The sequence below is a fragment of the Pseudorhodoferax sp. Leaf274 genome (assembly GCF_001422445.1).
Taxonomy (GTDB): Bacteria; Pseudomonadota; Gammaproteobacteria; order Burkholderiales; family Burkholderiaceae_C; genus Pseudorhodoferax.
The window spans coordinates 30,031-55,428 of sequence record NZ_LMNA01000005.1; the positions used below are offsets into that span (position 1 = coordinate 30,031).

21 protein-coding genes and 1 pseudogene are annotated in these 25,398 nt (G+C 68.9%); 5 read left to right on the forward strand and 17 right to left on the reverse strand.

Annotated features, from left to right (window positions below; genetic code table 11):
• Nucleotides 1–24: 24 nt before the first annotated feature.
• From ASF44_RS09465 to ASF44_RS09485, 5 genes are all read right to left on the reverse strand, one after another.
• Nucleotides 25–1,887, reverse strand: coding sequence for a long-chain fatty acid--CoA ligase (locus tag ASF44_RS09465; RefSeq protein WP_056898978.1), 1,863 nt, complete (start codon nt 1,885–1,887; stop codon nt 25–27).
• Complete coding sequence (locus ASF44_RS09470) at nt 1,880–2,665, reverse strand: ABC transporter ATP-binding protein (RefSeq protein ID WP_056898979.1); 786 nt, start codon at nt 2,663–2,665, stop codon at nt 1,880–1,882. Before ASF44_RS09470 ends, ASF44_RS09465 begins: the two co-directional genes overlap by 8 nt.
• Nucleotides 2,662–3,492, reverse strand: a complete 831-nt coding sequence (locus tag ASF44_RS09475) for an ABC transporter ATP-binding protein (protein WP_056898980.1) — start codon at nt 3,490–3,492, stop codon at nt 2,662–2,664. The genes ASF44_RS09470 and ASF44_RS09475 overlap by 4 nt, the downstream gene beginning before the upstream one ends.
• Nucleotides 3,493–3,608: 116 nt before the next feature.
• Nucleotides 3,609–4,361 carry an NAD(P)H-dependent oxidoreductase gene (locus tag ASF44_RS09480; protein WP_082524637.1) on the reverse strand — a complete coding sequence of 251 codons (753 nt, stop codon included), beginning with the start codon at nt 4,359–4,361 and terminating at the stop codon, nt 3,609–3,611.
• Between the two features lie 33 nt (nt 4,362–4,394).
• Complete coding sequence (locus ASF44_RS09485; protein ID WP_156374431.1) at nt 4,395–5,654, reverse strand: NAD(P)/FAD-dependent oxidoreductase; 1,260 nt, start codon at nt 5,652–5,654, stop codon at nt 4,395–4,397.
• Between the two features lie 71 nt (nt 5,655–5,725).
• Between ASF44_RS09485 and ASF44_RS09490 the strand changes: the two genes are divergently transcribed.
• Nucleotides 5,726–6,328 (forward strand): TetR/AcrR family transcriptional regulator, encoded by a 603-nt coding sequence (locus tag ASF44_RS09490; RefSeq protein ID WP_056898981.1) that lies wholly within the window; start codon nt 5,726–5,728, stop codon nt 6,326–6,328.
• Between the two features lie 109 nt (nt 6,329–6,437).
• On the opposite strand, the gene ASF44_RS09495 is transcribed toward ASF44_RS09490, so the two are convergent.
• The 8 genes from ASF44_RS09495 to ASF44_RS09530 all read right to left on the reverse strand — a co-directional run bounded on the left by ASF44_RS09495 (nt 6,438) and on the right by ASF44_RS09530 (nt 14,850).
• Nucleotides 6,438–7,766, reverse strand: coding sequence for an NAD(P)/FAD-dependent oxidoreductase (locus ASF44_RS09495; protein WP_056898982.1), 1,329 nt, complete (start codon nt 7,764–7,766; stop codon nt 6,438–6,440).
• Nucleotides 7,767–7,870: 104 nt separating this feature from the next.
• Nucleotides 7,871–9,073 carry an acetyl-CoA acetyltransferase gene (locus ASF44_RS09500; protein ID WP_056898983.1) on the reverse strand — a complete coding sequence of 401 codons (1,203 nt, stop codon included), beginning with the start codon at nt 9,071–9,073 and terminating at the stop codon, nt 7,871–7,873.
• 9 nt (nt 9,074–9,082) lie between these two features.
• Complete coding sequence (locus ASF44_RS09505; protein WP_056898984.1) at nt 9,083–10,543, reverse strand: 3-oxoacyl-[acyl-carrier-protein] synthase III C-terminal domain-containing protein; 1,461 nt, start codon at nt 10,541–10,543, stop codon at nt 9,083–9,085.
• The gene (locus ASF44_RS09510; RefSeq protein ID WP_056899111.1) at nt 10,540–11,478 is read right to left on the reverse strand and encodes an alpha/beta hydrolase; all 939 of its coding nucleotides are present in this window, start codon (nt 11,476–11,478) and stop codon (nt 10,540–10,542) included. The genes ASF44_RS09505 and ASF44_RS09510 overlap by 4 nt, the downstream gene beginning before the upstream one ends.
• The gene (locus ASF44_RS09515) at nt 11,475–12,197 is read right to left on the reverse strand and encodes an SDR family NAD(P)-dependent oxidoreductase (RefSeq protein WP_056899112.1); all 723 of its coding nucleotides are present in this window, start codon (nt 12,195–12,197) and stop codon (nt 11,475–11,477) included. Before ASF44_RS09515 ends, ASF44_RS09510 begins: the two co-directional genes overlap by 4 nt.
• 18 nt (nt 12,198–12,215) lie before the next feature.
• A complete protein-coding gene (locus ASF44_RS09520) occupies nt 12,216–13,046 on the reverse strand; it encodes an enoyl-CoA hydratase/isomerase family protein (protein WP_082524639.1) in 831 nt (276 codons plus the stop codon).
• Between the two features lie 23 nt (nt 13,047–13,069).
• A complete protein-coding gene (locus ASF44_RS09525; protein ID WP_056898985.1) occupies nt 13,070–13,561 on the reverse strand; it encodes an aromatic-ring-hydroxylating dioxygenase subunit beta in 492 nt (163 codons plus the stop codon).
• Complete coding sequence (locus ASF44_RS09530; RefSeq protein WP_082524640.1) at nt 13,561–14,850, reverse strand: Rieske 2Fe-2S domain-containing protein; 1,290 nt, start codon at nt 14,848–14,850, stop codon at nt 13,561–13,563. Before ASF44_RS09530 ends, ASF44_RS09525 begins: the two co-directional genes overlap by 1 nt.
• Before the next feature lie 122 nt (nt 14,851–14,972).
• Here ASF44_RS09530 and ASF44_RS09535 point away from each other — a divergent pair, with 122 nt between their 5' ends.
• The 3 genes and pseudogenes from ASF44_RS09535 to ASF44_RS33255 all read left to right on the forward strand — a co-directional run.
• Complete coding sequence (locus ASF44_RS09535) at nt 14,973–15,293, forward strand: 2Fe-2S iron-sulfur cluster-binding protein (RefSeq protein ID WP_056898986.1); 321 nt, start codon at nt 14,973–14,975, stop codon at nt 15,291–15,293.
• A 135-nt stretch (nt 15,294–15,428) separates the two neighbouring features.
• Nucleotides 15,429–16,985: a long-chain fatty acid--CoA ligase gene (locus ASF44_RS09540; protein ID WP_369820913.1), complete on the forward strand. Its 1,557-nt coding sequence runs from the start codon at nt 15,429–15,431 to the stop codon at nt 16,983–16,985.
• Nucleotides 16,986–17,021: 36 nt separating this feature from the next.
• Nucleotides 17,022–17,552: pseudogene (locus tag ASF44_RS33255) on the forward strand (alkaline phosphatase D family protein); the annotation flags it as partial.
• Here ASF44_RS33255 and ASF44_RS09545 read toward each other — a convergent pair.
• Both ASF44_RS09545 and ASF44_RS09550 read right to left on the reverse strand, forming a co-directional pair.
• A complete protein-coding gene (locus tag ASF44_RS09545) occupies nt 17,499–18,638 on the reverse strand; it encodes an acyl-CoA dehydrogenase family protein (RefSeq protein WP_056898987.1) in 1,140 nt (379 codons plus the stop codon). The pseudogene ASF44_RS33255 and the gene ASF44_RS09545 overlap by 54 nt on opposite strands.
• Before the next feature lie 88 nt (nt 18,639–18,726).
• Nucleotides 18,727–22,206, reverse strand: coding sequence for an indolepyruvate ferredoxin oxidoreductase family protein (locus ASF44_RS09550; RefSeq protein ID WP_056898988.1), 3,480 nt, complete (start codon nt 22,204–22,206; stop codon nt 18,727–18,729).
• Between the two features lie 113 nt (nt 22,207–22,319).
• Here ASF44_RS09550 and ASF44_RS09555 point away from each other — a divergent pair, with 113 nt between their 5' ends.
• Entirely contained in the window at nt 22,320–22,796 is a 477-nt protein-coding gene (locus ASF44_RS09555; RefSeq protein WP_056898989.1) for an Lrp/AsnC family transcriptional regulator, read from the forward strand.
• Between the two features lie 37 nt (nt 22,797–22,833).
• Here ASF44_RS09555 and ASF44_RS09560 read toward each other — a convergent pair whose 3' ends face one another.
• Nucleotides 22,834–23,796 carry a LysR substrate-binding domain-containing protein gene (locus ASF44_RS09560; RefSeq protein WP_056898990.1) on the reverse strand — a complete coding sequence of 321 codons (963 nt, stop codon included), beginning with the start codon at nt 23,794–23,796 and terminating at the stop codon, nt 22,834–22,836.
• A 25-nt stretch (nt 23,797–23,821) separates the two neighbouring features.
• A complete protein-coding gene (locus ASF44_RS09565; protein ID WP_056898991.1) occupies nt 23,822–25,381 on the reverse strand; it encodes a tannase/feruloyl esterase family alpha/beta hydrolase in 1,560 nt (519 codons plus the stop codon).
• Nucleotides 25,382–25,398: the final 17 nt, after the last annotated feature.

The window sequence follows — 25,398 nt, forward strand, 5'->3', positions numbered from 1 at the left end:
GCTTGGGGCAGCCCGGCGCGGCGCTCATGCCGCCGCCCCGTAGATGACCTCAAGTTCGCGTGCGAACTTCTTGTTGATGGAGCCGCGGCGCACCTTCTGCGTGGCGGTGAGCTCGCCGTCGTCGTGGTCCAGCTCCTTCTCGAGCAGCACGAACCGGCGCACGTTCTCCACCCGGGCGAACTTGCCGTTGACCTCGTCGACCACGCCCTGGATGAGTTCGCGCACCTCCGCCATCTGGGTCAGCGACTTAAAGGTCGTGTACTGCAGGTCGCGCTCGCCGGCCCAGCGGCCGACGCTGTCGAAGTCGATCTGGATCAGGCCACCCAGGAACTTCCTGCCCTCGCCGACCACGATGGCCTCGCGCACATACGGACTGTCCTTGAGCGCGTTCTCGATCTCCGAGGGCGCGATGTTCTTGCCGCCGCTGGTGATGATGATGGCCTTCTTGCGGTCGACCACCACGATCTCGCCCTCGCCGCGCTGCTCGACGATGTCGCCCGTGGCCAGCCACCCCTGCGCCGACAGGATGTCGGCCGTGCCTTTGTCGTCGAACAGGTAGCCTGCGAACACGCCCGGCGAACGCACGAAGACCTCGCCATCCTCGCCCAGCTTCCATTCCACGTTTTCCATCGCCGGGCCGCAGCTGCCCTGGATGAAGGGCCGGTCCGGCACCTGCACGAAACACAGGCCGCCAGCCTCGGTCAGCCCGTAGCCCTGCCCCACGGGCAGGCCCAGGATGTCGAAGAACTTCAAGGTCTCCGGCGACACCGAGGCACCGCCGCACATGCGGGTGTGGGTGCGGTTCAGGCCCATGTGCCGCTGCATGTTGCGAAACAGCAGCAGGTACCACAGCGCGAACTCCAGCCGGTCGCCCGGTACCGTGAGCCGCCCCCGAACCGCCCGGCGGTCCGACAGCACGCGGCCGCGCTGCATGCCCTTGCGGTAGAGCCAGCGCTGCAGCCGGCCGCTGTCCTTCATGCGGAACTCGAAGCCCTGCTGCAGCTTCTCCCAGATCCGCGGCACGCCGAGGAAGAAGGTCGGCGCGATCTCGCGGATGTTGCTGGCCACCGTGTCGATGGACTCGGCGAAGTTGACGCACCCCCCGGAGATCAGGTGCTGCACGGTGGAATACGTCCGCTCGGCCACGTGGCACAGCGGCAGGTAGCAGACCGACTCGAAGGGCTTGCCTGCCATGCGCCGCGCCACCATGTACGCATAGGCGCCGTAGACGAAGTTGCGGTGTGTCAGCATCGCGCCCTTCGGTGGCCCGGTCGTGCCCGAGGTGTAGACCAGGATGTTGACGTCGTCGGGCCGGAGCGCATCGATCAGGCTGTCCAGCCAGCGCTCCGCGCCGGAGTTCGCGGCGACATGCTGGTCGCCCAGCGCCATCAGGTGCTCGAACGCATGCGGACGCCCCGGCGTGTAGCGGCGCAACCCCTTCATGTCGACGCAGAAGATGTGCTGCAGGTGTGGCAGGCCGTTGCCCTGGGCGATGGCGTCGAGCACCTTGTCCGTCTGCTCCTGGTCGCCCGTGACGGCCAGGCTGGCCTGGCAATGGCCGGCGATGTACTGCACCTCGGGCCAGGGGTTCGTGGGGTAGATGCCGACGACCTGCACGCCGACCATCTGCGCGCCCAGGTCTGCGTAGAACCATTCGGGCACGTCCTCCGCCGCGATGACGATGCGGTCGCCGCGCTGCAGGCCCAACTGCGTCAGGCCGAAGGCGACGCGGCGCGCATCGCGGTAGTAGTCGGCCCAGGTGCGGCCGCGCCAGATGCCGTGGATCTTCTCGCGCAGCGCGACCTGCCCGCCGCGCTGCTGCGCGCACAGGCGCAGCAGGCCCGGCATCGTCGCCTCGCCGCGGATGAGTCTGTCGTGGTCAAGCATGGGCGGCCTCCTCGCCCAGGTAGGCCTGCAGCACCTTGGGGTCGGCGGCCACCTCGGCCGGCGTGCCCTCGGCGATCAGCGAGCCGAAGTCCAGCACGTAGACGCGGTCGGACAAGTCCATCACCACCTGCATGTCGTGTTCGATCATGAGCACCGCGATGCCGAACTCGTCGCGGATGTCGAGCGTGAAGCGCGCGATGTCTTCCTTCTCCTCGCGGTTCATGCCCGCGACGATCTCGTCGAGCAGCAGCAGGCGCGGCTCGCAGGCCAGCGCACGCCCCAGCTCCACACGCTTCTGCTGCCCATAGGCCAGTTGGGTGATGGGCTTGTCGCGCAGCTCCTCGATCTCCAGGAACTCGATGATGCGTTCCACCTTCTCGCGCGCGGCGATCTCCGCGCGGCGCGGCCGCCCCCAGTGCAGCAGGGACTCGAGCACCGAATAGCGGAAGTGGATGTGGCGGCCGACCAGCAGGTTCTCGACCACCGTGCCATGGCGGAACAGCGCAAGGTTCTGGAAGGTGCGGCCGATGCCCAGGCCGGCGAAGTCCGAGGACTTCAGGCCGGCGACGTCCCGGCCCTCGAACAGGATCTGGCCATCGCTGGGCGGCAGCACGCCGCTGATCAGGTTGAAGGTGGTGGTCTTGCCGGCGCCGTTGGGGCCGATCAGGCTCACGATCTCGCCAGGCATCACGCGCAGGCTGACGCCGTTGACGGCCTTCACGCCGCCGAAGCGCCTGGACACCTGGCGCACGTCCAGGACGGGTTGCAGGCTGCTCATGACAGCCACCGCTTGCGACGCTTGTAGTGCTTCACGTCTTTCATGTGGGTATGCCCGGCCTGCGAGGACAGGCCCAGGTAGAACTCGCGCACATCCTGGTTGCGGCGCAGCTGCTCGCTGCTGCCGTCCAGCACCACGCGGCCGTTTTCCATGATGTAGGCGTAGTCGGCGATGGCCAGCGCCCGGCTGGCGTTCTGCTCCACCAGCAGGATCGTCAGGCCGGCGGTTTCGCGCAGGCGGCAGATGGCGCTGAAGATCTCCGTCACGATCAGCGGCGCCAGGCCCAGCGACGGTTCGTCCAGCGCCAGCACCTTGGGCTGGCTCATCAGCGCGCGGCCGATGGCCACCATCTGCTGCTCGCCGCCCGACAGGTAGCCGGCGATCTGGCGGCGCTTGTCGACCAGGCGCGGAAACAGCGCGAAGACCTCGTCGCGCGCCTGCGCCATCCTGGCAGCGCTCTGCAGATGGGCGCCCGCGACCAGGTTCTCCTCGACCGTCAGCGTCGCGAACAGGCGGCGGCCCTCGGGCACCTGCACCATGCCGCGCCGCACGATCTGCGGCGCCGGGGCGCGTTCGATGGCCTCGCCGAAGAGCTGGACCGAGCCCTTCTCGATCTTGCCGTCCTCGGCATCGAGCACACCGGAGATGGCCTTGAGCACCGTGGACTTGCCGGCGCCGTTCGACCCCAGCAGCGCCACGATCTGGCCGGGGCGAACCTCCAGCGACACATCGCGCACAGCCTCGATCGCGCCGCCGTAGACGATCTGCAGGTTGTGCGCCGCCAGGGCCAGCGGCGCGGAGTTGGAATGGACAGGTGGTGCGCTCATCACGGTGAATAATTAGTCCGACTCGTCGGTCTTTTTCTCGGGCGGATTATGAAAGCAGCGGGGCCCAAAATGTTTTAGGGGTTGCCCCTAGGTTGTGCCAAAAACCGCGGGCGGGCTCAGGTGCTGTGGCCTGGCCGCCGGTGGCCGGCCGTGCGCGGAGCGATCTCGGGCTTGAGGCGCCACGCCGGCGTGAAATCGGCCAGCGGATGCGTCGGCATCACCGCCTCGTGTTCGATGCCGCGCAGGCGTTCTGCGTACGCGTCCAGGTAGGTGTGGCGCTGCGCCTCGTCCGAATACTGGAGCGACCAGCCCACGAAGGGCTGCAGCACCTGCAGGCCGCTGTAGCCGAAGGTGCCGTGCTGCAGGTGCCACAGCACCACGTCGCGCTGGCCCAGCAACCCGTCCGGCTCCATCATGTCCGGGAAGCAGCCCGTGGTGAACGCCAGCATCGCCTTCTTGCCCTTGAACCCGCCCTGGTCGAAACGCATGCCGCCCGCACCGTAGGCCGTGCCGTTGGCGAACACCCGATCGATCCAGCCCTTCATGATCGCGGGCACCGAGAACCACCACAGCGGGAACTGCAGGATCAGCAGGTCGCAGGCCTGGAGCTTGTCGATCTCGGTCTGGATGTCGGACGTGAAGGTGCGGCGCTGCGAAGCCTGCTTCTGCTCTCGGTCGTACTGCAGCGCGTCCGGGAAGCGCCGCTCGATGAAGTCCTCGCCCGCGGCGATCGGATTGAAGCGCATGGCGTACAGGTCCGAGACCGCCACCGCGTGGCCGCAGCCGCGCAAGGTCTCGACCGAGCGGTCCAGCAGGGCGCGGCCGAACGACTTGGGTTCGGGGTGTGCAAAGACGATCAGTACTTTCATCGGGCAACTCCACGGAACATCGGTCGGGACGGATCAGGCCGGCACCGCCAGCAGGCCCTTGAGCGGCTGGCTTTCGTCGGCCAGCACCTGCGGCAAGGCCGGCGCTGAGGCCGCGACCAGCCGTTTGGCGACCATGAAGTCCTGCGGCCGGTTGACCGCTTCGGCCGCCACGACGCGCCCCGCGCGCAGGTAGAAGGCGATGAAGCTGCGCGTGCCCGGCGCACCGCGCAACACACACTGGTCTTCGCCGTGCGACAGGCCCACCATCTGCAGCTTGAGCTCGTACTGGTCCGACCAGAACCAGGGCACCGGGTCGTAGGCCTTGGGCTTGCCGCACAGCGCAGCCGCGACCGCGCGCGCCTGCTCCAGCGCGTTGGGCACGGACTCCAGGCGCAGGCGCCGGCCATAGAGCGCGCTCGGCAGATTGGTGCAATCGCCTGCGGCATGGATGTCGGGATCGGAACTGCAGCCGAAGGCATCCACCACGATGCCGTCGGCCACCGCCAGGCCGGCCGCGGCGGCCAGCTCGACATTGGGCAACATGCCGATGCCGGCCAGCACCAGGTCGGCGTGCAGCACGCTGCCATCGCTGCAGACCAGCGCCTCGATGGCGCCGCTGCCAGGCGCACACTCGGCGCGGTTTACCGTGACGCCGGTGCGCAGGTCGACGCCGGCCGCGCGGTGCACCTCCTCGTAGAAGGCCGACAGCGCCGGCCCCGTGACCCGGGCCAGCACGCGCGGCTGCCCTTCGACCACGACCACGGACGCACCCAGCTTGCGCGCCGATGCCGCCACCTCCAGGCCCACGTAGCCACCGCCCACCACCACCAGGCGCCGGCCCGGGGCCAGCTGCGCGCGCAGGCCATCGGCGTCGCCGCGGGTGCGCAGACAGTGCAGGTTGGGCGGCGTGCTGCCGGGCACCAGGCCCGGCGCCGTCAGCGGCCGTGGCCGGCCGCCCAGGCACAGGGCCAGCTTGGCGTAGGCCAGGTGGCTGCCATCGGCCAGCAGCAACTGCCGTGCTGCGCGGTCGATGCGCAACACGCGGGTGCCGGTCTTCAACGTGACACCGGCCTTGTCGAACGCCTCGGGCGAGCGGAGCTCCAGCGCCGCGCCGTCGGCGCTGCCGGACAGGTAGGCCTTGGACAGCGGCGGGCGCTGGTAAGGCAGGTGCACCTCCTCACCCACCAGCGTGATGGTGCCGGCCCAGCCCTGCTGCCGCGCGGACAGGGCCAACTCCGCACCGGCATGGCCTGCGCCCACGATGACCAGGGGACCATTGGAAGACATCTGCATTCCTTTCATTCACCGACGCGTGGGTCGGTCTATACTTTTGGCGATCCGCTGCACGCATCCCACCGCACCACATGACCAGAGAACGCGCGGGCGACTACGACGCCAAGAAGCAGCTCATCCTCGACCGCGCAGCGGACCTGTTCGCCAGCAAGGGGTTCGATGGCACGACCATGGTGGAAGTGGCCACGGCCTGCGGCGCGTCCAAATCGCACCTCTACCACTACTTCCCCAGCAAGGAAGTGCTGCTGTTCGCCATCGTCAGCGAACACATTGCGCAGCAGGCCGCCGAACTCGGCGAGATCGTCGCGCGTCCGCTGCCGGCGCTCGACCGCTTCGAGCTGTTCGTCTCCGCCTTCGTGGCGCGCTCCGCGGCGTCGCGCAGCGAGCACCTGGTCCTCATGGGCTGCCTGAATTTCCTGCCCGATGCCGAGCGCCAACAGGTGCGCACGCTCGAAGCGCAACTGATCGGCCTGATGATCGGCCTGCTCGAAGAAATCAATCCCGGGCTCATGGCCCCCGAGACGGTGAAGACGCCCTACGCCATGCTGCTGTTCGGCATGATCATCTGGACCTTCACCTGGTACCAGCAGACCGGCGCCATCAAGCCCCAGGAACTGGCGGCGCGCATCTCGCAACTGTTCATCCAGGGCTTTCGCGGCAGCCGGTTTCCGTGAGCGCCGGCTCATGGGCGTCGCCCCGCCACGCCACGGTCGTGCAGGTGGCCGTGGGCCACGGCATCGCCGCCCGGCACACGTTCCTGCACCGGCAGGACCATGCCGGACATCAGGCGGCCTGCCCCACACCCAGCACGCCGAGCGCCATGCGCGCTGCCGCCTCGCCGGTGTCCACGCACGCCTGGGTGCCGCCACCGCCGTAGTCCTTGACCGCGTCGCCCACGTTCCAGAGGTTGGCCAGCGGCGTTTCCTGCGGCATGTCGTAGCCGGCGCAGGAGCGCTGGGCGGGCCATTCGTCGCGCATCACGCGGATGGAGAGGATCCTGGCACCGGCGAAGCCAGGGAACTCGTTGCGCAGGTCCTGCAGGCCCAGTTCGGTTTCGGCCTTCTCGTCGAAGTCGCCCAACGCGGGCTTGGGCACCACGTAGGCCACGTAGAGATGCCAGCCCGGGGGCGCCATTTCAGGGCACATGGCGCTGAGCTCGCCCAGGTTGCACAGGCGTTCGGTGTTGGCAAAGGTGATGAGACCGGGTTGGTCGATCAGGCGCTGCCGGGTGGCGAAGTTGACCACGATGTTGGCCGCCGGGCGCAGCACACGCCGGGCCTTGGCCACGTAGGCCTCGCCCATGGCTTGCTCGCCGACCAGCCGGATCGTGGCGCTGGGCCCGACGTTGCTGATGACCACGCGGGCACCGACGCGCTGCGTCACGCCATCGCGCACCACGTCCACGCCGGTGGCGCGGCCATCGGCCACGTGGATCTTGCGCACCGGTGCGTCGAGCCAGATCTCGCCGCCCTTGGCGCGGATGCCGGCGCCCAGGTCGTTCCACAGCCCGATCGTGCCGCGCGGGCAAAAGCCGAAGCGCTTGAAGGCGCCCTTGAACGCGAAGTAGGTAAGGAAGGCGCGCGCCGGCAACTCATTGGCGTTGGCGGCCCAGATGGCGGCGCAGAAGTTGCGGAACAACCGGTGCACGGTCTCGTTCTTGGTGAACTTTTTGAGCCAGTCCTCGGTGGACAGCGTTTCTTCCGGCAACTCGGCGTTGCCTTTGCGCACGTCGCCGAAGCTGGCGCCGATCTTGGCGGCGGCCTTGGTCAGGCCGCCGAGGATCAGGCTCCAGCCACCGCCCTTGCTGGGGTCGATGATCTTGCCGTCGATGCGGAACACGGTGGCCGGCTGGGGTTCGCGCACATCCAGCGGCACGCCCAGCAGGTCGAACGTCTGCTCGAAGCTGCTGCCGCGCTCGATGGCGATGGCGCCACGGTTGACGATGAAGCCGTCGATCTCTTCGCTGGACGCGCGCCCGCCCAGGCGGTCCTGCGATTCCACCAGCAACACCTTGCGGCCGGCCGCCACCAAGTGGGCTGCGGCGCTCATGCCGCCTGCACCGGCGCCGATCACGATGGCGTCGTAGTGGGCTGTCTGCTGGGCTGGGGTCATGTCTTCTCCTGTGTAGGAATGTGTCGAGAGGGTCGGAGCCAAAGGAGCCCGGCCGCCACGCGCGGCGTGGGCCGTTCCAGCAGCACCACGGAATCGGCCAGGGCTCAAGCCCCTTCCTGGCCGACGATGGAGATCGAACAGATGTTCTGCGACGGTTGCCCGCCCAGGTTGTGCACCAGACCGGTCTTGGGGCTGGCCAGCTGGCGCGGCCCAGCGCGGCCCTGCAGCTGCAGGTAGATCTCGTAGAGCATGCGGATGCCGCTGGCCCCCACAGGATGGCCGAAGCACTTGAGGCCGCCATCGATCTGGCAGGGCACGCGGCCTGCCGCGTCGAAGTCGCCATCCAGCACGTCGTGGACCGCCCGGCCCTCATCCGACAGGCCCAGGTCTTCCATGGTCACGAGCTCGGTGATCGAAAAGCAGTCGTGCACCGCGGTCATGCTGATGCCCTCGCGCGGCCTGGCGATGCCGGCCTCCGCGTAGGCACGCCGGGCGGCAATGCGCGTGGTGTGGAAGTAGCTGCCGTCCCAGCCGTTGGACTGCATCTCCCAACCGTTGGAGACCGCGACCTGCAGCGCTTTGAAGGTCACCAGGTCCTTCTTGCCCAGCGCCCGCGCGATCTCGGGCGTGGTGACAATCGCGGCGGCGGCGCCATCCGACACGCCGCAGCAGTCGAACAGGCCCAGCGGTGCGGCGATCGTCGGCGCCTTCATGCACTGCTCCTCGGTGATCGCCTTCTGCAGATGGGCCTTGGGGTTCTTCGCACCGTTGGCATGGCTCTTGATCGAGACGTGCGAGATGGCGCGCTTGAGCAGGGCCGCGTCGATGCCGTGCTTGGCGCGGTAGGCGCTGGCCAGCTGCGCGAAGTTGGCGGGCGCCACGGCATTGGGGTACCACTGCGGAATGTAGGTGCCGACAGTGGCCACGGGCAGGCCGCCGTAGCCGGTGTCCTTGAGCTTCTCCACGCCCAGGGCAATGGCGATGTCGCAGGCGCCTGCGGCCACGGCGTAGACGGCGCCGCGGATGGCCTCGGAGCCGCCCGCGCAGAAGTTCTCCACGCGCGTCACGCCGATGTTGGGCAGGCGCAGCGCGATGCCCATGGGCGTGCCGCCGCGCCCGGTCCCCACGTCGTCGATGTGGGTGGAGAACCAGGCCGCGCCGAGTTGGTCGGGCGCGATGCCGGCGTCGGCCATGGCCTCGTTGTAGGCCTCCAGCATGAGGTCCTCGGGACTGGCGTCCCAGCGTTCGCCGAACTTGCTGCAACCCATCCCGAGGATGGCGACCTTGTCCTTGATGCCTTGTGCCATGTTCCGTCCTCAGCCTTGCGCGCCACGCACCGGCGTGGCTTTCCAGAAGTACCGCGTGAAGCCGCGGCGCTCGTCGACGTCCTTGATGCGGAACACCATCTCCATGGCGCTGCCCGCATCGACCTCGCCCACGTCCAGGTCGGTGAAGTCCATCAGGATGCGGCCGCCGCCCTCGAAGTCGATCTGGCCATAGTGGTGCGGCGGCGCGGGGTGCCAGGACAGGTATTCGGCCGACCAGCTCAGGATGCGCGCGGGCCGGTCGGCCAGCGGATGGGGCTTCTGCGTGTCCTGCAGCGGCTGGGCGTCGTAGCTCAGGCGCGAGGGCGGGAAGTGCACGCTGCCCGTCACCTCGCAGCGCCCTGCCACCAGGGCCTGCAGCGCCTGGTGGTGGCGCCAGGCGGTGGACAGCGCGGTCTTCTTGTCCTGCTCGCCGCGCATGCCGCGCTCCAGCGCCAGCTGGCCCTTGAACGACAGGAAGCGCGTGTACTGGCGGTCCTCGACGCCGCGCGCGATCCAGGCGCTGACACCGCGCGCAGGCTGAAACGTGCGGACGGCGTCGGTGGCGCGGAACACCAGGGCCTGGGCGCCGCTGCCGAACTGCGCCAGCACGATGCACTGGCCCGGTTGCACGCCCTCCAGGACCTGGGCCAGCAGCAGCAGGCCGTGCGGCACGCCGGTCTCGCCCACGGTGTCGGTCAGGGCATCCACCACGGCCTCAGGGCGCATGCCGCAGGCCTTGGCCAGTTGCTGGTCCATCCTGGCGAAGCTGCTCGGGAAGATGAAGTGGTCGACCTGGGCCGGCTGCACGCCGGCATTCGCCAGCGCCGCCTTGACCGCGCGCGGCACCAGCTTGGCGATGCCTTCGTCGCGCACCCACCGTTCTTCCCAGTGGTAGTCGACGTCTTCGCCGGTGGCACGGAAGCGGTCGACGAAGTCGGCGGTCACGGTGCCGGCGCCGAGGTACTCGGCCAGCACGTTCTCGCGGCCCACCACCAAGGCCGCGGCCGCGTCGCCGTAGTCCAGCTCCTGTGCGCTGCCGGCGCGCGTGCGGCGGTTGTCTGCCGCCAGCACCAGCGTGTCGCCACCGCCGGCCTGCACGCGGGCCACGGCCTGGGTCAGGGCCGACAGGCCGGCGCGCTGCGTGCCGCCCAGGTCGACGGCGTCGATGTCCTCCGCCAGTGCCAGCGCACCGGCCGCGATGCCGGCGTTCAGGCGTTCTGCGAATGGCAGGGTGTCCGAGGCGAACAGCAGGCCGCGCACGGCCCTGCGGTTGCGCGCCTCGGCAGGACCGAGGCAGTCGCGGGCGGCGGCCACGGCCATGGTGATGCTGTCCTCGTCCCAATTGGCGAAGGCCCGCGTGCCCTTGCGCCCGGCGAACTGCGGCGCGTACCAGGCGTTGGCCTGCGCAGCCGCCTGGCGCGACAGGCGCAGCCGCGGCACGTAGCCGCCGTAGGCGGTGATTCCGATCATGGTCGACTTTCTCCTGGGTGATGGCGCTGCAGCTGCGACGCGAGGAAGCGGCCGCCCTGGCCGAGCGCATCGCGCGCCTGCGGCAGCGCGTGCAGAAATTGCTGGAACACATGGACCATGCCGGGCCAGACCTGCGCGGTGGCCTGGCCACCGGCGGCGTTGACGCGCTGGGCGAAGCGCTCCGTGTCGCTCAGCACCGTCTCGCGGTCGCCGACCTGCAGCAGCAAGGGCGGCAGGGCACGCAGTTGCGCCGGGTCGGCGTACAGCGGGGAGGCCAGTGGATCGTCCGCCTGGCCGGTGCTGCCCAGGTAGTTGCGGGCCATGGCCTGGACCATCGGGCGCTGGTGGATCGGGTCGGCCGCCGACCGCGAGACATAGCTCTCCCCGGTGGCCGCCAGATCGGTCCAGGCGGACATCGTGAATGCGGCCGCGGGCAAGGGCCGTTGCTGCGCCTGCAAGGCCAGCAGCGTGCTCAGTGCCAGGCCACCACCGGCAGAGTCGCCGGCCAAGGCCAGGTCCTGCGCCGCGAAGCCCTGCGCCCGCAGCGCCTGCAGCACCGCCAGCGCATCGTCCAGCGCGGCCGGGTAACGGTGCTCAGGCGCCAGGCGGTAGTCCACGCCCAGCACGCGCACCCCCGCAGCCGCCGACAGCGCAAGCATCAGCTCACGGTGCGACTGCAGCGAGCCGACCTGGAAGCCGCCACCGTGGAAGTACACGATGGCCTGGTCGTGCGCCACGCCAGGCGCTGTGATCCAGGCGCAGGGCACGCCGCCGAGCTGCAATGGCGCGAACGTGCCCTCGCCCGCTGCGCCGAACAACTGGTCCCAATCGGCACGCATCTGCGCCACCGGGGTATCGCGCCGCCAGCGGCCGTACACCGCTTTGACGCGCGCGATGACGGCCTCGACGGCCGGCGTGTCGACCGGCTGTGTCATGCGCCGCACCCCATGCCGCCGGAGACGCCCAGCACTTCGCCCGTCACATAGGCCGCGCCGTCCGAAGCCAGGAAGGCCACGGCGGCGGCCACCTCCTCGCCCGTGCCGAGCCGGCCCGTCAGCGTGGCATCGGTCATGGCACCGAGCAGCCGCTCCCCGCCCGCATGCACGGCCTGGCGCAGCAACGGCGTGTCGATCGGGCCCGGCGCCACGACATTGGCCGTGATGCCCTTGCGGCCGTTCTCCCGCGCGATCGAGCGGGTGAAGGCCATCACCCCGCCCTTGGCCGCTGCGTACACGGAGCCGCCGCGCGAGCCGAGCCGGCCCGCCTCCGATGCCACGTTCACGATGCGCCCGTAGCCCTGCGCCTGCATGGCGGGCAGCACGGCATGCGTGGTGTTCAGCACCGCTTCGAGGTTCACCGCCAGCAGCCGGCGCCAGTCCGCCGGCCCGGTCTTGGTGAAGAAGGCATGCTGGTCCACACCGGCACAGTTCACGAGCACGTCGAACGGGCCGAGCCGCGCCACCTCGGCCTGCACACGCGCGAAGTCGCAGACGTCCAGCACCACGGCGGTGGCGCCACAGGACTCCGCCACGCGCTGCGCCGCTTCGGCCTGCAGGTCGGCACAGACCACGTCCAGTCCATCGGCCGACAGGCGTCGCACGATGGCAGCGCCGATGCCGCTGGCGCCACCGGTCACCAGTGCGCGCCGGCGCACGTTGGAAGCCGCCGCCATTCAATGCCCCTTGAAGACCGGCGCGCGTTTCTCGATGACGGCCGCCAGGCCTTCCAGCGCGTCGTCCATACCGCACAGCATGGCCTGCGCGTGGTTCTCTTCCGGCATGGCCGACTCGACCGTCTGCCCAATGCCGTTCCAGAGCAGGCGCTTGGTGTTCGCCAGGGCCTTGGGCGCGCCGGCCGCAAGCTGGCGTGCCAGCGCCCAGGCCTCGGCCTGCAGTTGCCCGTCGGCGACGACGCGCGTGATGAGGCCGATCTCCTTCGCCTCGCGGGCCGTCAACACCGGGTTGAGCATCAGGATTTCGGTCGCGCGCCGCAGGCCCACGAGTTGCGTCAGCGTGACCGACACACCGGCGTCCGGCACCATCGCCACGCGGGTCGCGCCGGCCAGGAAGCGCGCCGATTCCGCCGCCACCACGAAGTCGGACGCGCACACCAGGCCCATGCCGCCACCGCCGGCCGCATAGCCCTGCACCACGGTGACGACCGGCGGGTTCAGCCGCATCAATGCGCCGGTGGCGAGTTGCAGCAGCGCGGTCGCCACGCGGATGTAGTCCGGCAAGCCCTTGCCCTGGGCCAGGAACGTGTGCACGTCGCCACCGGCGCAGAAGTTCTTGCCCTCGCCGCTCAGCAGCAGCGCGCGCACCCGGCCGTCGCCGTGCACGCGGAGCACGGCCGCGTGCAGGGCGCGCAGCATCTCCACGTTCAGCCCGTTGGCCGAGCCGGGTTGGTTCAGATGCAGGTGGGCCACGCCATCGGCGTGCAACGCCAGCCGCACGAAACCGTCGTCCACCAGCGTGTCGGCCGGCGATGCGAGGGATGTGTCCATGTGTCGTTCTCCAGTGGGGTGTCTCAGACGAGGAAGGCCATCGAATACAGCGCGTCGGCGTTGTTGACGATGCTGACCTTCTTGCGGGCCATCAGGAAGCTGTCGCCGTTGCGGCGCAGCCGGTAGTCCAGGCGGGCGGCCCACAGCACGTCGCCGCGGGTCTGGTTCTCGAAGATCAGCACGTTGCAGCCGACGTTGAGTTCCGCGCCCTCGTCCTGCAGCACCTCGACGTTGGAGACCAGGCGGCGCAGGCGCGACTGCGGCGTCTGCGCAAAGCGCTTGCCGGTGTGGAACTGGCGGATGCGCAACGCGATGCGCGAGCGGTTGTCGTAGATGATGGACATCACCAGCTCGGGGTCGCCGTCGTTGCCGTTGGCGGGCACCCAGTAGACGCCGTCGTCGGCCCACAGGGCTTCCCAGGCGTCGTACTGGTGCTCGTCCTGCAGCCGTGCTTCGCGGTAGATGAACTGCGTCACGTCTTCCAGCGTGGCGCGTTGCTCCGGCGTCATCGGCATCACGCGGCCTCCATGGTCTGGCGGTAGTGGCGCCAGATGCCGCGCGTGGGCACCTCGTCGGTGTTGTCGCCGATCAGGAAACCGTTCTCGTCGCGCCGCTCGCGGTGCTTGCCGCGGCCCAGGAACAGCCATTCCGGGTTGCGCATCTGCACGCCCATCTGGGTGCGCTCGTACATCTCGGCGTCGTCGGCCAGCAGGAACCCGGCCGGGCCGACCGAGCCCATGGTCTGCTGGCGCATGCGGCGGTTCAGGTCCGGGGCGCCCTTGAACTGCAGGGCCGTCACATGCTGCACGCTCTCGTTCACCGACAGCGGCTGGATCACGAAGATCTGGATCTCCGCGATGAACAGGTTCGGGTAGATCATGACGTGCGGCGTCCCGTCGACCATGATCCTGCGGGCCTTCTCCTCGCCGTAGGCCGCGCGCATCTTGGCGGCGTAGTCGGGCAGCCGGTCCTCGGTGGTGCCGAACCAGGACATCGGCACATCGCGCTTGCGGAACTCGGGCCGCAGGTCGTTCTCGGTGTGGCCGTTGCCAAGGTCGCGCGACACGGCGGTGGACTCGGCGCTGTACAGCGTGCCGATGCCGCTTTGCGCCACCTCGAAGATGGAGGCGTGCACGAAGGACGGGTGGTAACCGTCGGTCTCGTTCTCGACCAGGAACTTCCAGTTGGCCTTGACCTTGTGCTTGAGGAAGCCTGCGGTGATCTCGATCTCGCCCTCGGGCGAGGTTTCGCACAGCGCGTCGATGGACTGCATCGCGGCGCCCAGGTGCTCCTGCAGGCCAGGCCCTTCGGCCGCCATGGAGCCGAACACGAAGCCGCGGTAGCTGGCCACGCGCGCAACCTTGCCCATGCCGAGCTGGCTGCGGTCGACACCGTCATAGCCCGATGGGAAGGGCCAACCCTTGAGCGCGCCATCGTTGCCGAAGGTCCAGCCGTGGTAAGGGCAGGTGAAAGAGCGCGCGTTGCCATGGTCCTTCATGCACACGCGGTTGCCGCGGTGCGGGCAGCGGTTGTGCAGCAGATGGATCTGGCCGGTGCGGTCGCGCGTCATGATCACCGGCTCGGGGCCGATGGACTTCATGACGAAGTCGTTGGCTTGGGGCACCTCGCTCTCGTGGCCCACATAAACCCAGGTCTTGAACCAGATCTTCTCCAGTTCGGCCTGGTAGATGGCGGGGTCGGTGTAGAGCGAGCCATGCACCTGCTGCTCGCGGACGAGCGCGTCCCAGCGTGGCTGTGCGACCGGTGCGCTGGCAATCGGAATCAGGGGGTGGCAGTTGTCCACGTCAGGGTTCCTCCGTACGGGATGGATGTGTTGTTCGGCGGCCGAGTTGGCGCGATAATAGTCCGACGAGACGGTCTATGTCAAACCGCCGTCGCGGAGTTTTTTCGAAGGACTTTCATCCCATGCCGACCGTTGTTTTCACCGATCCCCAGGGCACCGAACACCGCGTGGAAGCGCCATCGGGGCGCAGCCTCATGAAGATCGCCGTCGACCACGGCGTGCCCGGCATCCTGGGCGACTGCGGTGGCGCATGCAGCTGCGCGACCTGCCACGGCTATGTCGACCCGGCCTTCGCCGAGCGGCTGCCGGCGCGCACGGAGACCGAGGAATTCATGCTGGAAGGCGTGCCGGATCTGCGCGCGACCAGCCGGCTGTGCTGCCAGCTGCGCATGGCGCCGGAACTCGACGGCATACGCATCCAGCTGCCCGACGAACAGGTCTGAGCAAGCACCACAGCCCGCCATGCAGGCCGGCACAAAGGGTCAACCCCAATAAATAAGCCGTCTGGTCGGTCTATTATTTGTCGCACTGCGACGCACGCGCCGCCACACGACTTCCCATCCTGCAGAGAACCGACGATGACCGTGAGCCTCACCCAGTGCCTGCACCGCGCACTGCAGCAGTACCCCGACCGGCTCGCGACCATCCACGCATCGCGACGCCGGACGTACCGCGAGATCCACGCGCGTGTCGCGAGCCTGGCCGGTGCACTGCGTGCAATGGGGGTGTCCAAGGGAGACCGGGTCGGCATCCTGTCGCTGAACTCGGACCGCTACCTGGAGGTCTATCTGGCCGTGTTCTGGCTGGGCGCCGCCATCAACCCGGCCAACACCCGCTGGAGCGCGCACGAACTGGCCTACTCGTTCCGCGATTGCGACACCCGCGTGCTGTTCATCGACGACGCACATCTGCCGCTGGCCGATGCCGTGCACGCCGAGGCGCCCTGCGTGCAGCAATGGATCTACCTGGGCGATGCGCCCTGCCCCGCCGCGATGCAGGCCTACGAGCCGCTGATGGCGACGGCACCCGTGGACGACGTCGGCGCGGCCGACCGGGACCTGGCCGCCGTCTTCTACACGGGCGGCACGACCGGCTTCCCGAAGGGCGTGCAGCTGTCGCACGAAAGCATCATGGGCGCCGCCCTGAACCGGCTGGCGCAGGGCCATCCGGTCGGTCCGGTGTACCTGCACGCCGCCCCGCTCTTCCACCTGGCTGGGGCCATGGGCGTGTTCTGGCAGTTCGTATCGGGCGGCACCCACATGGTCATCAAGAGCTTCACGCCGCTGGACTTCATGCAGGCGGTCCAGCAGGAGCAGGTCAGCGACACGCTGCTGGTCCCGACCATGGTGCAGATGGTGCTGGACCACCCGGAGTTCTCCGCCTACGACCTCGGCAGCCTGAAGTTCCTGGTCTACGGCGCGTCGCCGATCAGCGAGACCCTGCTGGACCGCGCGACCACCGCCTTCCCCGACCTGCAGTTCATGCAGGGCTACGGCATGACCGAGCTGTCCGGCTGCGTGACCTACCTGGGCCCCGAGTTCCATACCCCGGCGGGGCGCGCGCGCGGCAAGCTGCGCTCAGCCGGCCGCGCCGCGCCGATGGCGGAGGTGAAGATCGTCGACTCCGAAGGTCAGGAGCTGCCGCGTGGCACCGTCGGCGAGATCGCGGCGCGCGGCATGTCCACCATGCTCGGTTACTGGAACAAACCCGAGGAAACCGCGCGCACGCTGCGCGACGGCTGGGTGCACTCCGGCGACGGTGCCTACATGGACGAGGACGGCTTCATCTTCATCGTCGACCGCCTGAAAGACATGATCGTGAGCGGTGGCGAGAACGTGTACTCGGCCGAGGTGGAAAACGCAGTGCTCAAGCACCCCGCCATCGCCAGCTGCGCCGTGATCGGCGTGCCGGACGACAAATGGGGCGAGCGCGTACACGCCGTCGTGGTGCTCAAGCCCGGCATGGACTGCACGCCGGACGCGCTGAGCACGCACTGCAAGAACCTGATCGCCGGCTACAAGTGCCCGCGCAGCATCGAGTTCCGGTCGGAGTTGCCGCTGTCAGGGGCTGGCAAGATCATGAAGAACAGGCTGCGCGAGGCCCATTGGAGCCAAGCCAACCGACGTGTGAACTGATCGCACCGTTTCGGGGTGGGCCTGGCCTCTCGGGCGATGCGCGCTACCGCCAGAAGAACGTGCGCTGCTGACGGCACGTGGCACGCGCGCCTTCCCGAACAACGCGCCCATGCGCTGGGCCGGCCTGTCGAGGACGAGCGCATCTACCGGCGCATCGCCTGGGGCCCGCTGTTGGACGTGTTCGTGATCGACATGCGCAGCTACCGTGGCGCGGATGGCCCCAATCGGCAGGAACAGGGCGGCCCTGACAGCGCCTTGCCCGGCCCCGCCCCACTGCGCTGGCTGCAGCAGGGGCTCGCCGCGAGCCAGGCCACGTGGAAGGTGATCGCGTCGGACATGCCGATCGGCCTGCAGGTACCCGATGGCAAAGACACCGAAGGCCGTACGCGCTGGGAGACCGTCGCGAACGGCAACGGCCCGCCGCTGGGCCGCGAACGGGAGATCGCGGCGCTGCTGCGTTTCATCCAACGCCAGCGCATCCGCCGCACGGTGTGGCTGACCGCGGACGTGCATCTAGGACTGGCTGAGCAATGCCCGCTGGACCAGCAGCCTCTGGATGTCCGACGTGCCTTCGTAGATCTGGCACACGCGCACGTCGCGGTAGATGCGCTCCAGCGGAAAGTCGTTGACGTAGCCGTAGCCGCCCAGCGTCTGGATCGCGGCGCTGCACACGCGCTCGGCCATCTCGCTGGCGAACAGCTTGGCCATCGCCGCCTCCTTCAGGCACGGCCGCCCGGCGTCGCGCAGGCTGGCGGCATGCCAGATCAACTGGCGTGCGGCCTCGAGCTGCGTGGCACAGTCGGCCAGGCGAAATCCGACGGCCTGCAGATCGAAGATCGCGCCGCCGAAGGCCTGCCGCTCCTTCGCATAGGCCAGCGCCACCTCGAATGCGCTGCGCGCCATGCCGACGCTCTGCGCCGCGATGCCGATGCGCCCACCCTCCAGCGCGCCGAGCGCGATGCGGTAGCCCTCGCCTTCCTGGCCGATCAGGTTGCCTGCCGGGATCCGGCAGCCTTCGAAGTTGATCTGCGCGGTGTCGCTGCTGTGCTGGCCGAGCTTGTCTTCGAGCCGCGCCACGTGGTAGCCCGGCGTGTCGGTCGGCACGATGAAGGCGCTCATGCCGCGCTTGCCTGCCGTCTTGTCCGTCACCGCGATGACGATCGCGACCTGGCCGTGCTTGCCGCTGGTGATGAACTGCTTGACGCCGTCGATCACATAGCCATCGCCGTCGCGCCTGGCCACGGTGCGCAGCGACGCTGCATCGCTGCCGGCCTGCGGCTCCGTCAGGCAGAAGGCGCCCAGCATGCGGCCTTGCGCCAGCGGCTGCAGCCACTGCTTCTTCTGCTGCGCGTTGCCGTCGCGCATGAGGATGGCGTTGACGGGGCAGTTGGTCACGCTGATCGCCGTGCTGGTGCCGCCGTCGCCAGCCGCGATCTCCTCCAGCACGAGCGCCAGCGTCAGGTAGTCCAGGCCGGCGCCGCCGTCTTCCTCGGGCACGCAGATGCCGTAGGCGCCGAGTGCGGCCAGGCCCGCGTGTGCGGCTTTCGGGAAGTGGTGCTCGCGGTCCCAGGTGGGGGCGTGCGGCCACAGTTCGGCTTGCGCGAAGGCGCGCACTGCGTCGCGGATGGCTTCCTGGTCGGGGTTGAGCAGCATGGCGGCTAGCGTCTCTTTGGAGGTGGAAGGAAGCGGACTGCCGCAAGCGGGTCCGGCAATGGTCGGTGCGCGGCGTGCAGGGTCCGGGTCATGCCGCTTTGGCAATGGCGATGCGGGCCGGCGCGCGGAACTCCTGCAGCAGCGCCTCCTTGTCGTGCCGGTACGCCTGCAAGGCCTGCAGCTTCACCGGGCCGAACCCGCGCACCTGCGACACCAGGTTCGCCAGCTCCACCGCGCTGGCGTGCGTGCGTGGCTTCAGCTCCTTGACCAGGCCATCGACCAGGTCGAAGTAGTCGGCGACCAGTTCACGCTCGGCGACACGCTCGTGGTTCCGGCCGAACGGATCGAACATGCCGCCACGCAAGCCCTTGAACGCGGCGAGCACCGCGAACGCCTTGAAGATCCAGGGCCCGAACTTGATCTTCCTGGGCCGGCCGGTGTTCGCGTCGATGCGTGCGATGCCGGGCGGCGCCAGCCACACGGAGACCTTGCCGACGCCATCGAACTGCTTGTGCACCGTGGCCTTGAAATCCGCCGACGCATAGAGGCGCGCCACCTCGTACTCGTCCTTGTAGGCCATCACGCGGTAGGCATTGACGGCGACGGCGCGCGCGAGTTCCTGCGTACCTGGCGCGGCGTCGCGTTCGGCATTGCGGACCCGGTTGACGAGTTGCAGGTAGCGCTTGGCATAGGCCGCGTTCTGGTAGCGCGTCAGCTCCAGGGCATGCATCTGCACCAACTGGTCGAGGGTCTGGGCCGCGCCCTGGGTTGGCACGGTGGCTTCGATCAGCTCCTGCGCTGCCTGCGGGAACTGCGCAGCGATGCGGCCCCAGCTGAACGCGCGGCGGTTCGTGGCCGGCGCCACTGCACTGTCGATCGCAATTTCCAGCGACGCGATCGACAAGGGGAGCAAGCCCTTCTGCCAGGCGTAGCCGAGCATCAGCACATGGGCAGAGGTCGAGTCGCCGAACAGTGCGGTGGTCAAGGCACTCGCGTTGATGCTGTGGCAGGCGTCCGGCGCGCACCGGCCTTCGACGCGCCGCGCGATCTGCTCGGCAGGCAGTGCGGCATCCCGGTTGCGCACGACGGCCGCGGTGGGCGTGAGGTCGGCATTGACCACGGCGGCCGAGCGCAAGGGCGACAGACGCGATGCGACGTCGTCCGAGGCCGAGTAGACGAGGTCGGCACCGATCAGCAGGTCGGCCGCACCTGGGCCGATGCGCGAGGCCTGGATTCCGGCTGCGTCCGTGCTGATGCGCACCTGGCTCAGCACCGCACCGTTCTTCTGCGCCAGGCCGGTGAAGTCGAGCACGTTGGACACCTTGCGGTCGACCAGCGCCGCCGCCCCCAGCAAGGCGCCGACGGTCAGGACGCCCGACCCGCCGATGCCGGCAAACAGCACGTTGTAGCTCCGATGCTGCATGGGCGACGGCACCACCGGCGCCAGCGACGCGACGAGTTGCTGCTCGCGCTCGGCCGACAGAATGCCCGGCTTGGCAGGCTTGCCGCCTTCGATCTCCACGAAGCTCGGGCAGAAGCCCTTGATGCACGACATGTCGGTGTTGCAGCTCGACTGGTTGATGGTCCGCTTGCGGCCGAATGGTGTCTCGAGCGGCTCGATCGCAATGCAGTTGGACTGCACCGAGCAGTCGCCGCAGCCCTCGCAGACACGCGAGTTGATCAGTGCCCGTGCCGGCGCGGCCAAGGCCTTGTCCTTCTTGCGCCGGCGGCGCTTCTCGGCCGCGCAGGTCTGCACGTAGACGATGGCGGTCACGCCTTCGATCTCGCGCAGGCGGCGCTGCACGGCATCCAGCGCGTCGCGGTGGTGCACCGTCACGCCCGGTGCCAGCTCGGTATTGCCTTCCCAGTTTTCGGGCACGTCGGACACCAGCGCGATGGTCGTGACGCCCTCGGCATGCAGCTGGCGCGTGATGCGTGCGGGGTCGTTGGTGCCTTCGGCCTGCTGGCCTCCGGTCATCGCCACGGCGTCGTTGTAGAGGATCTTGTAGGTGATGTTGGTGCCCAGCGCCAGCGCGGCGCGGATGGCGAGCACGCCCGAATGCTGGTAGGTGCCGTCGCCCAGGTTCTGGAAGATGTGCCGCGTCTCGGAGAAGGGCTGCGCACCGGCCCACTGCACGCCCTCGCCGCCCATCTGGCAGAAGGTGTCGGTCTTCAGTTCGGGCAGCATCAAGGCCATGACGTGGCAGCCGATGCCGCCGCCGCTGATCGATCCGTCGGGTGTCCGGGTCGATGTGTTGTGCGGGCAGCCCGAGCAGAAGTACGGCGTGCGCGCCGGCACGGCCATGTCGTCGACCGGCGTCTGGCGTGCCTGCATGCGCGCCAGGCGCTGCGGCAGATCGGCCACGCCACCGAGGCGTTCGACCAGCGCGCGCGCCACCATGATGGGCGTGAATTCGGACGTCTCGGGCAACAGCGCGCGGCCTGCGGGATCCTGCTTGCCGGTCACGGCCGGCCGTGAATGCGATGGCGCGTGGTACAGCGCTTCCTTGATCTGCGATTCGACGGTGGCGCGCTTTTCCTCGACGACGAACAGTTCCTGGTGGCCCTTGGCGAACTCGACGATGCCAGTGGTTTCGAGAGGCCAGCTCATCGCGACCTTGTAGACCGAGACGCCCAGGCCTTGCAGGTCGGCCGCCGTGAGGCCGAGGTCGGCACAGGCCTGCATCAGGTCCTGGTGTGCCTTGCCGACCGTCACCACGCCGAGCCTGCGCTCACGGGCGGCCACGATGGTCTTGTCGAGCTGGTTGGCACGGGCCCAGCGGCGCGCCGCCGGCAGGCGTGCGTCGATGAGCCTGCGCTCGAGCTCGAAGCGCTGGGCCGGCCACTGGATGGCCGGATCCCAGTTCAGCGGCGTCGTATCGCCGTCGTGCTGCGGCACCACGAACGGCGTGGGCGGCGCCAGTTGAACGACGCCGGCGGCTTCCACCACTTCGGCGATGGTCTTCATGCCGACCCACAGGCCCGAGAAGCGCGAGAGCGCGATGCCGGCCAGGCCCAGCTCCAGCACTTCGCCCACGCTTGCGGGCTGCAGCACCGGCATCGACACGGCCTGGAACAGGCCATCGGTCTGGTGCGGATACATCGACGACTGGGCCGCATGGTCGTCGCCCGAGACGGCGAGCACGCCGCCCAGCGGCGATGTTCCCATCACGTTGGCACTGCGGAACACGTCGCCGGTGCGGTCCACGCCGGGGCCCTTGCCATACCAGATGCCGAAGACACCGTCGACCTTGCCCGGCCCGAATGCGCGGTGCATCTGCGCGCCCCACAAGGCAGTGGCGGCCAGGTCTTCATTGAGCCCCGGCTGGAACACGATGTCGTGCGCCTTCAGCTGGGCCGCTGCTTTCCAGAGTTGCTGGTCGTAGGCGCCCAGCGGCGAGCCACGGTAGCCGGACACCAGCCCTGCGGTGGCGAGGCCGCGGCTGCGGTCCAGCCGGCGCTGCACCATCGGCAAGCGCACCAGCGCCTGGATGCCGGACATGAAGGCTGGGCCGTCGTCGGCGCCGTAGATGTCCTGCTTCTCGAAAAGTCTGTCGTCCGCGCCCATGTCTTGTGCTCCTGTTCAGGACCACAAGCTTATTGAAGAGTGCGTGGCAAGATGCTCCAATTCGGCCATCGAATCGCCTTATCCTTGGCCGTTTCATCTAGCCAATCAAGAAAATGCAAGCCGAAACAACCCAGGACCTCGACCGCATCGACCGCAAGATCCTGCAGACACTGGTGAAGGACGGCCGCATCAGCTGGCGCGAGCTGGCGGACGAGGTCGGCCTGTCGACCACGCCGGTGCTGCGGCGCGTGAAGGCGCTCGAAGAATCGGGCTGCATCCGCGGCTACACGGCCACGCTCGACGAAGCACGCCTGGCCGGCACGCTGAGCGTGTTCGTCTCCATCACGCTGGACAAGCAGGACGCCGATGCGCTCGTGCGCTTCGAGGAGCAGATCAAGCTGGCGCCGGAGGTCATGAGCTGCTTTCTGATGACCGGCGATTTCGACTACCTGCTGCGTGTGGTCACGCCCAGCGTGGAGGCGTTCCAGGTGTTCCTGACCGGCAAGCTCGCGCGCATGCCGGGCGTGGCGCACCTGAAGTCGAGCTTTGCGCTGAAGGCGATCATGGTGCGGCAGGCGCCACTGGTCTGAGAGGTCGACCGGCTCCGGCCCCGGCCGCTGCCGACCGCTAGCGGCCGAACGGCGCGTCGCTGGCGAGGTAGCGCGCGCCCGACCATTGGCCGCTCTCGCAGAGATCGCGCACCACCTTGCCGATCAGGCGGCAGATCGCCAGCTTGGCATTGGTGGTCGGCAGGTGGCGCGACACGCACAGGCCCAGCACACGCACCATGTCTGGCGAGGCGATGCGGTGGGCCACGAGGCGCCCGTCCTCCACCTCGCGCTGCGCCAGGCCGAGCGGCATGATGGTCGGCCCGATGCCGGCTTCGACCGCGCTCTTGAGCACGTAGACCGAGTTGATCTCCGCCGCGATGCCTTGCGGCGCGTGGCCGGCGCGTCGCAGGGCCTCGTCGACGATCCAGCGTGTGCAATGCCCATGTTGCGGGCTTGGCAGCACCAGCGGCCGCGCCACGGCCTGGTCGAGCGAGACGTCACCGGGCGCGGGTGCCTGCGGGTCCTGGGGCGAATGCATCAGCACGAATGCTTCTTCGACCAGCGGCGTGAACGCGATGTCGCGCGAAGGCATGGTGTCGGTGAAGATGGCCACGTCGACACGCCCGACGAGCAACTGTTCGGCCATGTTGCCGGTGAGTTCCTCGTTCAGCTGGAACAGGATGTCGGGATGGCGGCGTGCCACCGCGCGCATCAAGGGCAGCGCCAGCGTGGCGGCGACGCTCTGCGGCAAGGCCGCCAGTACAGAGCCGACCACGGTCTCGGAAGACCGCAGCACCGCAGCCCGGGCATCGCTGACCTGCTTGGTGATGCCCTGGGCGTATTCGTGGAACACCCTGCCGGCCTCGGTCGTCGCGACGCCATTGCGGCTGCGCGACAGAAGCTGCACGCCGAGTTCTGCTTCGAGTTCGGCGAGCTGCTTGCTCAGCGCCGACTGCGCCACGTGCAGATGCTCCGCTGCACGGGACAGGCTCTTGTTTTCGACGATCGCAAGAAAGTACTTGAGTTGGCGCAGTTCCATCGCCTCGATTCTGGACCTTCCCTGCTCAGCTGGTCGAACACGCGAAGCTGGCTGCGTCGTTCACGTCACCGCTGCCCTTGTAGCGCGGATAGGCCGGGTACTTGCAGAGCGGCCGGGCGACGGTGGTGGCGCCGCCCGCATCGAGCTTGCGGTGCACCAGCGCTTGCGCCGACGCCGGCGTGCCCTGCTCCACCCACGTCGCCACCGCCTTCAGCAGATCGACCTTGTCGGGCCCGGCGCCGCCGAAGCAGTGGCCCACACCCGGCGCCATGAACAGCTCGACCGTCTGGTCGGCCCGGGCCTGGCCCAGCGAGGCGACGACCTTGTCGTAGTAGCGCGCCGTGTCGCGCGCGCTGACCGATGAGTCGGTCGTGCCGTTCCACAGGATCAGCTTGGCGCCGCGCGCATTCAAGGCAGCCAGGTTCGGGTCGAAGGCCTGGAACATGCCGCCGACCACGCCCATGCGCGGCAGCCAGTCGTCGTAGTTCCAGGCGAGCGTGTCGTAGCTGGCGTCCTGCGTGATGAAGGAGCGCACGAAGCCGTCCGAGAACAGGCCCTGCACCGACGTGCCGCCCAGCGCCGCGCTGGGCCAGATGTACTCGCCCCAACCCTTGGCCGCGTTCTCGGCGCCGGGGTTGTAGCCTGGATGCGACCAGGCGCCATCGGCCGTGGCAATGGCCGAGGTCACGGTGTTGACGGTGGCGATCTGCGCGTCGGACAGGCAGGTGTCGCCGGTGTCCGCACCGGCCGCGCAGCGCAGCGGCGCCGCGTCGTAGTGGCAGGCCTCGGGCTTGGAGATGATGCCGTCGGCCACGCCGTCGAGCCCGTCGCATTGGGCCAGCACCGCATTCGCGAGCAGGGTCTGCTTGGCTTCGTTGAGCGTGTTGGCCGGCGTGCGCACCTGCTTGGAGATGCGGTTGAACTGCATGAACAAGCCCATGATGTTGCCGGCCGGCGCACGCGCAACGATGCCGTCGAAATCCTCCGGGTAGCGTTGGGCCAGCGTCAGCGCGTCGTGCCCGCCCATCGAACAACCCTCGAAGTAGCTGCGCGAAGCGGCCGTGCCGAAGAAGCTGGCGACCAGCGCCTTGCCCGGGGGCAGCGCACGGTGCTCCGAGCGGTAGGTGAAGTCCGCCAGCTGCTCGGGATTGAGCGCGAAGGTGGCCTTGAAGTAGTCGAGGCCGCGCGCCCCCGGGTAGTCGTAGCCGCCGTTGGTGCCGAGCGTCGCGTAGCGCTCGCTGAGGATCGACGGGCTGAACTGCTGGTCGGTGGCAACCGGCATCGCGCCGTCGAAGCCGCCGCCGCCGAGGAACGCGATCTTGCCGTTCCAGCCGCTGGTCGGCATGCGGGCCTCCAGGCGCAGGGTCGAGCCATCGAGCCGGGCCTGCACCACGCAGGCCTCGGGCTGCGCGCCGGTGGCGGCCACCACCTTCGCCTCCTGCACGGTGGCGCCGCCGCTCAAGGTCTTGCCTGTGAGCAGCGGGCACTGTTCGGCGAGCGTCAGCTTGGGGGCGTCGTCGTCGCTGCCGCCGCAGCCGGCGCAGGCCAGCACGGCGATCAAGGAAGCACTGAGGGCGATCTGCATGGTGGTTGTCTCCGTCA

Bases quoted from the DNA above. Each gene is read 5' to 3' on its own strand.
- ASF44_RS09520 (WP_082524639.1), bottom strand. From the start codon at position 13,046: ATGGACACATCCCTCGCATCGCCGGCCGACACGCTGGTGGACGACGGT.
- ASF44_RS09470 (WP_056898979.1), bottom strand. From the start codon at position 2,665: ATGAGCAGCCTGCAACCCGTCCTGGACGTGCGCCAGGTGTCCAGGCGC.
- ASF44_RS09540 (WP_369820913.1), top strand. From the start codon at position 15,429: ATGACCGTGAGCCTCACCCAGTGCCTGCACCGCGCACTGCAGCAGTAC.
- ASF44_RS09525 (WP_056898985.1), bottom strand. From the start codon at position 13,561: ATGCCGATGACGCCGGAGCAACGCGCCACGCTGGAAGACGTGACGCAG.
- ASF44_RS09480 (WP_082524637.1), bottom strand. From the start codon at position 4,361: ATGAAAGTACTGATCGTCTTTGCACACCCCGAACCCAAGTCGTTCGGC.
- ASF44_RS09465 (WP_056898978.1), bottom strand. From the start codon at position 1,887: ATGCTTGACCACGACAGACTCATCCGCGGCGAGGCGACGATGCCGGGC.
- ASF44_RS09500 (WP_056898983.1), bottom strand. From the start codon at position 9,073: ATGGCACAAGGCATCAAGGACAAGGTCGCCATCCTCGGGATGGGTTGC.
- ASF44_RS09545 (WP_056898987.1), bottom strand. From the start codon at position 18,638: ATGCTGCTCAACCCCGACCAGGAAGCCATCCGCGACGCAGTGCGCGCC.
- ASF44_RS09565 (WP_056898991.1), bottom strand. From the start codon at position 25,381: ATGCAGATCGCCCTCAGTGCTTCCTTGATCGCCGTGCTGGCCTGCGCC.
- ASF44_RS09505 (WP_056898984.1), bottom strand. From the start codon at position 10,543: ATGATCGGAATCACCGCCTACGGCGGCTACGTGCCGCGGCTGCGCCTG.
- ASF44_RS09550 (WP_056898988.1), bottom strand. From the start codon at position 22,206: ATGGGCGCGGACGACAGACTTTTCGAGAAGCAGGACATCTACGGCGCC.
- ASF44_RS09535 (WP_056898986.1), top strand. From the start codon at position 14,973: ATGCCGACCGTTGTTTTCACCGATCCCCAGGGCACCGAACACCGCGTG.
- ASF44_RS09490 (WP_056898981.1), top strand. From the start codon at position 5,726: ATGACCAGAGAACGCGCGGGCGACTACGACGCCAAGAAGCAGCTCATC.
- ASF44_RS09560 (WP_056898990.1), bottom strand. From the start codon at position 23,796: ATGGAACTGCGCCAACTCAAGTACTTTCTTGCGATCGTCGAAAACAAG.
- ASF44_RS09555 (WP_056898989.1), top strand. From the start codon at position 22,320: ATGCAAGCCGAAACAACCCAGGACCTCGACCGCATCGACCGCAAGATC.
- ASF44_RS09495 (WP_056898982.1), bottom strand. From the start codon at position 7,766: ATGACCCCAGCCCAGCAGACAGCCCACTACGACGCCATCGTGATCGGC.
- ASF44_RS09510 (WP_056899111.1), bottom strand. From the start codon at position 11,478: ATGACACAGCCGGTCGACACGCCGGCCGTCGAGGCCGTCATCGCGCGC.
- ASF44_RS09475 (WP_056898980.1), bottom strand. From the start codon at position 3,492: ATGAGCGCACCACCTGTCCATTCCAACTCCGCGCCGCTGGCCCTGGCG.
- ASF44_RS09485 (WP_156374431.1), bottom strand. From the start codon at position 5,654: ATGCAGATGTCTTCCAATGGTCCCCTGGTCATCGTGGGCGCAGGCCAT.